General features: G+C 70.0%; 6 protein-coding genes and 1 pseudogene. 3 read left to right on the forward strand and 4 right to left on the reverse strand.

From position 1 onward, the window contains the following. Positions 1–421: 421 nt before the first annotated feature. The 3 genes from GA0115259_RS39900 to GA0115259_RS01190 form a co-directional block, all read right to left on the reverse strand. Positions 422–586 carry a hypothetical protein gene (locus GA0115259_RS39900; RefSeq protein ID WP_161230257.1) on the reverse strand — a complete coding sequence of 55 codons (165 nt, stop codon included), beginning with the start codon at positions 584–586 and terminating at the stop codon, positions 422–424. Next, positions 583–945 (reverse strand): hypothetical protein, encoded by a 363-nt coding sequence (locus tag GA0115259_RS01185; RefSeq protein ID WP_141716412.1) that lies wholly within the window; start codon positions 943–945, stop codon positions 583–585. The genes GA0115259_RS39900 and GA0115259_RS01185 overlap by 4 nt, the downstream gene beginning before the upstream one ends. 98 nt (positions 946–1043) lie before the next feature. Beyond that, the gene (locus tag GA0115259_RS01190; protein WP_093589474.1) at positions 1044–1397 is read right to left on the reverse strand and encodes a hypothetical protein; all 354 of its coding nucleotides are present in this window, start codon (positions 1395–1397) and stop codon (positions 1044–1046) included. Positions 1398–1590: 193 nt separating this feature from the next. On the opposite strand from GA0115259_RS01190, the gene GA0115259_RS01195 reads away from it, so the two are divergent. Then, complete coding sequence (locus tag GA0115259_RS01195) at positions 1591–2814, forward strand: helix-turn-helix transcriptional regulator (RefSeq protein WP_093589477.1); 1224 nt, start codon at positions 1591–1593, stop codon at positions 2812–2814. On the opposite strand, the gene GA0115259_RS01200 is transcribed toward GA0115259_RS01195, so the two are convergent. Further along, positions 2795–3457: an HAD family hydrolase gene (locus GA0115259_RS01200; RefSeq protein WP_093589483.1), complete on the reverse strand. Its 663-nt coding sequence runs from the start codon at positions 3455–3457 to the stop codon at positions 2795–2797. The genes GA0115259_RS01195 and GA0115259_RS01200 overlap by 20 nt on opposite strands. Before the next feature lie 87 nt (positions 3458–3544). On the opposite strand from GA0115259_RS01200, the gene GA0115259_RS01205 reads away from it, so the two are divergent. After that, positions 3545–4393 carry a metallophosphoesterase family protein gene (locus tag GA0115259_RS01205; RefSeq protein WP_093589480.1) on the forward strand — a complete coding sequence of 283 codons (849 nt, stop codon included), beginning with the start codon at positions 3545–3547 and terminating at the stop codon, positions 4391–4393. Beyond that, positions 4390–4573, forward strand: a pseudogene (locus tag GA0115259_RS42550) (4'-phosphopantetheinyl transferase); the annotation flags it as partial. The gene GA0115259_RS01205 and the pseudogene GA0115259_RS42550, both read left to right, overlap by 4 nt.

Raw genomic sequence — 4573 nt, forward strand, 5'->3', positions numbered from 1 at the left:
CCGGGCCAGGAGGGTGCCCTCCTCCAGCAGTGCGGCCACGCCTGCCTGATTCGGGATGTGCCCCTTGGCCCATGCGGTGAGCTGACGCGCAAGCTGCGGCGGGACAGTTGCCTTGCCGGGCGGATGGTGGGCTGCGGTACTCAAGCTGCGCCTTTCTCAAGTGGGTGGGTGAGCCCCGGCCGGCGCCGACGGGGGGACAAGCGCCGGCCGGGGCAGCTCAGCGGCTACGGGCTCGTTACTGCGTAGTCGTAACGTACGAACCCGAGGCTGTCCGCGGGGTGCCGGTCAAGCGGCAGCAGGCGCCGGGCAGTCCGGCACGACGGGCAGGCATGCAGGGTGCGTCCGGGCCCGGAGCTGGAGTGTTCGATACCGATGGTGATGGGCTCGGTGGTGCTGTCTCCGCACCACCTGCATGTCTGTGTCACGTCGACTCCGCTACTCCGGGCTGCCCCAGGGGCGCCAGCTTGTGCCGGTCCCGGCAGGCTGGGCAGGCGTACATCCAGTAGCCGGGCGGGCCGCCCTGGACGGGCAGTGCGGCGTGGGCCAGGCCTTCGTGCCAGTGGCACCAGCGGGGACGGGACGTCATCGCGCGCCCGTTGCGCCCATGAGGACGTGATGCCGGTTCGTGGCCTGTCGCAGATAGGCGTCGACTTCCTGCTGGCCCTGGTACGGCGGCAGCGGGTCCAGGCCGACGACGAGCAGGACCTGACCGCCCCGTATGACGTGCTGCTGCCATGCCTGCCCGGTGTCCGGCACCCGCATGAGGTAGTCGTCGTGCCCGTAGTCGCAGGCAACGACGCCGTGCCTGATGAGCAGGCGCCGCCCGATGTGCGGCACACGGTCGGCCGCGGCCCGCAGCCCCAGATTGTCGGCCAGCGCGAGCAGCCTGGCCCCGATTGACTCCGAGGTCTCATTGAGGCGCCGTGGTGGTGCGTGCCCGATCAACAGCCACGCTGTCTGGCCGGCTGGGGTGACGTCAAGCCATGTGGCGCTCGTGCATCCGGCGACAAATCCAGGGCCGGGCGGCGTCCTGGGCTCCGCATTCATGAGTCGCTCCCCGGCACTGGGCCAAGAGCGTCCTCGATGGCGGCCCGCAATGCACTGCTGTCCGTGAACCACCGGTCGTCGCCGAGGCACATGCGCCAGTGCGGCCCGGGGCCCTGCGTCCGCCGGGGTGGCGGAATCGTCAGCGGGTCAACGGCCGGATCGAGGGTGCTGATGTTGGCGACATCCCACTCAGATCCGTCGCCCGCGGCCACGAACCAGTAGAGGGACCGGTCGTTCTCCATGACGGCGCCGCAGCGCGTCCTGAGGATGTCCATGACGGTGAGGCCGAGGATTCGAGGCACGCGGATGGCCGCCCAGCCTGTGTCCGTGGTGGGGTGTGCGACATCCATGCGGCTCCTTGTTGCGCCGTGTGCCGATCGGGATGCATCCAGACTGGCGCCGCTGACTGCCCATCATGAGGACTTCCAGAGGTCTTTGTTCGGCACGAAAGAGGACTTCCATTCGGCCGTAAGTGTGGCCACTAGCCATCCGCAGGGCCTCGCTGTGACACCGGTCTACGAACCCATCTCAGGGAGGTGCAGCGTGCCGCGGCCCGCAGGAAACGCCAGACTCAAGGCCGCCCGTGTCGCGGCCGGATACGCCTCACAGCAGGCCCTGGCAGACGCCCTCGGCGTCGGCGTCCGACAGGTACGACGCTGGGAGTCCGACAACCCGCCCTGGCCCCAGGTCGAGATCCAGCAGTCCCTGACCCGAATCCTCGGCCAGGACGTGGCCGCGCTCGGATTCACCCCCAGCGGCCACGGCCCGGGCCCCGTGCGGCGCACCCTGGTCACCGGAACAATCGCTGCGGTCGGCCTGGCTGCGGTCCCCATCCAGGCGGCGGCCGTCCTGCAACCAGCCTCAGTCGCCACCGACTTCGAGTGGGTGACCCGCTCGCACCGGCGCCTGTACTGGTCGGTGGCCCCCGCCGTACTCCATCCTTCGGTGCTCGCCCACGGCGAACTGGGGCGGATGCTCCTGACGGAGACCACTGGGCAGACACGCGCGTCGGTCGCGGCAGCCCTCTCCGAGTCGCTGCTGCTCATGGGCCGGATCGAGTTCTTCGATCTCCGCGAACCGGACCGGGCCTCCGGGACTTGGCTTCGCGCACTGCAAGCCGCAGGCGAAGCCCACGACCAGCTCCTCGGCGCGGCGATCCTGGCCCACACCGCGTTCATCCCCGGCTGGGCAGGAGACCGAGACGCGGCCGTCGAGCGGATGGTCGCGGCCCGTACGTACGCCCGCCGCGGACCAGCGAGCCCCGGGTTCCTGGCCTGGCTGGACGCGGTGGAGGCCGAATGCGAGACCCGCTGCGGGCACACCCGCACGGCGCTCCACCTGATCGGCCACGCCGAGGACGTCCTCGCCCGCGGAGGCGAGCACCCGGATCAGGACTGGATGGACTGGTTCAGCGCGACCCGCCTTGCTGCGTTCAAGGGCAACACCCAGCTCAAGGCTGGCCACCTGCCCCAGGCCAAAGAGACACTCCTCGCAGTCCTCGCTGATCTGGCCCCGGCAGAGAAGCAGACCAGCGTGATCCTCGGCGACCTGGCCGCCGTGGAAGCTGCGGCCGGCCGCCTGGAGGACGCGTGCACCTACGCAGTGCGGGCGCTCGATCAGCTGGAGCGGACCTGGTATGCGACCGGGATGGACCGCGTGCGTGACGTACGGCGGGCCCTCGCCCCGCACCAGCACGAGCAGTGCGTCCGCGACCTGGACGAGCGGCTGTACGGCTGGGCTACGACGGTCAGCGCGCTCGCTCGTTGAAGTCGGCGATCGCGCCCGGGAGTTCGAGGAGGCTCTCCACTCGGAAGGTGGGGAGCTTCTTCGCTTCCTCGGTGTTCCACTGGATGGTGGCCCATGGGCCGCGCCGGATGAGCGCGGTGTGCATCCCGGAGGCGGCCCCGGGCCGGAGGTCGTTGTCCACCCGGTCGCCGACGTAGAGGATCTCGCCCGGCTCGTACGGCACGACCTCCGCGACGCGCACGAAGAACTCGCGGTCGGGCTTCGAGGCGCCCCAGTCGTCGCTCGTGCCGATCAGGTCCACGTCCTCCTTGAACAGGTCGCGGAGGATGTGGCCGGCTCGTACGGTCTGATTGCCCGCGATGCCCAGCCACAACCCGGACCCGCGCAGATCCGCCAGCGCAGGGCGGACATCCGGGTAGAGGTCCTCTTCGCCAAATCGCTCCGGCTGCCCGGCAGCGGCGCGGGCCTCACGCTCGGCGTAGAGGTCAAATCCGGGCCGGAACTCTTCGAAGGTCTTCCGGTAGTCCCGCCCTTGGGCGATCACCGCGCCGAACATCGCGGCGAAGGTGTGACGCGGTACACCGAGCCAGTCGGCCCAGGTGCCGTACTCCTTCGTCTCGTCCACCAGGCACTCACCGACGTCGAAGACCACTGCGCGAATCATGTGCCGCATCGTAATCTTGCAGGGTGACTGCGCCGGGCACGGTCCGGCGTCCGAGGCCGACAGCATCCGAGGGAAAGGTCCGGTACTGTGCCCGACGGAAGACTCCTGGCCGTCAGCGATCTGCATGTCGTGTACGACGAGAACCGCGCGCTGGTCGAGAGGCTGCGACCGGACTCCGACGAGGACTGGCTGATCGTCGCGGGCGATGTCGCCGAGAAGTACGCGGACATCGAGTGGACGCTGCGGCTGCTCAGCGACCGGTTCACCCAGGTGATCTGGGCTCCGGGCAATCATGAGCTGTGGACGCATCCGCAGGATCCGTGCGATCTGCGCGGCGAGAAGCGGTATCTGCGGCTGGTCGAGCTCTGCCGGGAGCTGGGCATCACCACTCCCGAGGATCCCTATCCGGTGTGGCGCGGCGCCGGCGGTCCGGCGGCGGTGGCTCCGCTCTTCGTGCTCTACGACTACTCGTTCCTGGCGCCCGGCGCCACCACGATGGAGGAGTCGCTGCGCGTGGCGACCGACGCGGGCATCGTCTGCTCCGACGAGTACTTCCTCCACCCGGATCCCTACGACGGCCGGGACGACTGGTGCAGGGCCCGGGTCGCGGACACCGAGCGCCGGCTCTCCGCCCTCGATCCCTCGCTGCGCACGGTCCTGGTCAACCACTTCCCGCTGGTGCGGGAGCCCACCCGGGTGCTGCGCTACCCGGAGTTCGCGCAGTGGTGCGGTACCGAACTGACCGCCGACTGGCATGTGCGCTTCCGCGCCGCCGCGGTGGTCTACGGGCATCTGCATATCCCCCGGGTCACCTGGTACGACGGAGTCCGCTTCGAGGAGGTCTCGGTCGGCTATCCGCGCGAGTGGAGCAAACGGCCACCCCGGGAGCCGCTGCGGCAGATCCTGCCGACGCCCGGCGGGCAGGGCCTCCGGTGATCGGCGAGATCCTGCCGCCCTCGGTCATGGCCGAGGCGGCGTACGACGATCCCGTGCCGGGCCCGGACGAGGCGCTGTTCCCGCAGGAGAGTGCCCATGTGGCACGGGCCGTGGCCAAGCGCCGGCGGGAGTTCACCACTGTACGGCTGCTGGCCAGGCGTGCGCTGCACCGGCTGGGGG

This window comes from Streptomyces sp. MnatMP-M17 (genome assembly GCF_900091995.1).
Classification (GTDB): Bacteria; Actinomycetota; Actinomycetes; order Streptomycetales; family Streptomycetaceae; genus Streptomyces.

Excerpts from the sequence above, each read along its gene's own strand:
- GA0115259_RS39900 (WP_161230257.1), bottom strand. The coding sequence starts at position 586 with ATGACGTCCCGTCCCCGCTGGTGCCACTGGCACGAAGGCCTGGCCCAC.
- GA0115259_RS01200 (WP_093589483.1), bottom strand. The coding sequence starts at position 3,457 with ATGATTCGCGCAGTGGTCTTCGACGTCGGTGAGTGCCTGGTGGACGAG.
- GA0115259_RS01190 (WP_093589474.1), bottom strand. The coding sequence starts at position 1,397 with ATGGATGTCGCACACCCCACCACGGACACAGGCTGGGCGGCCATCCGC.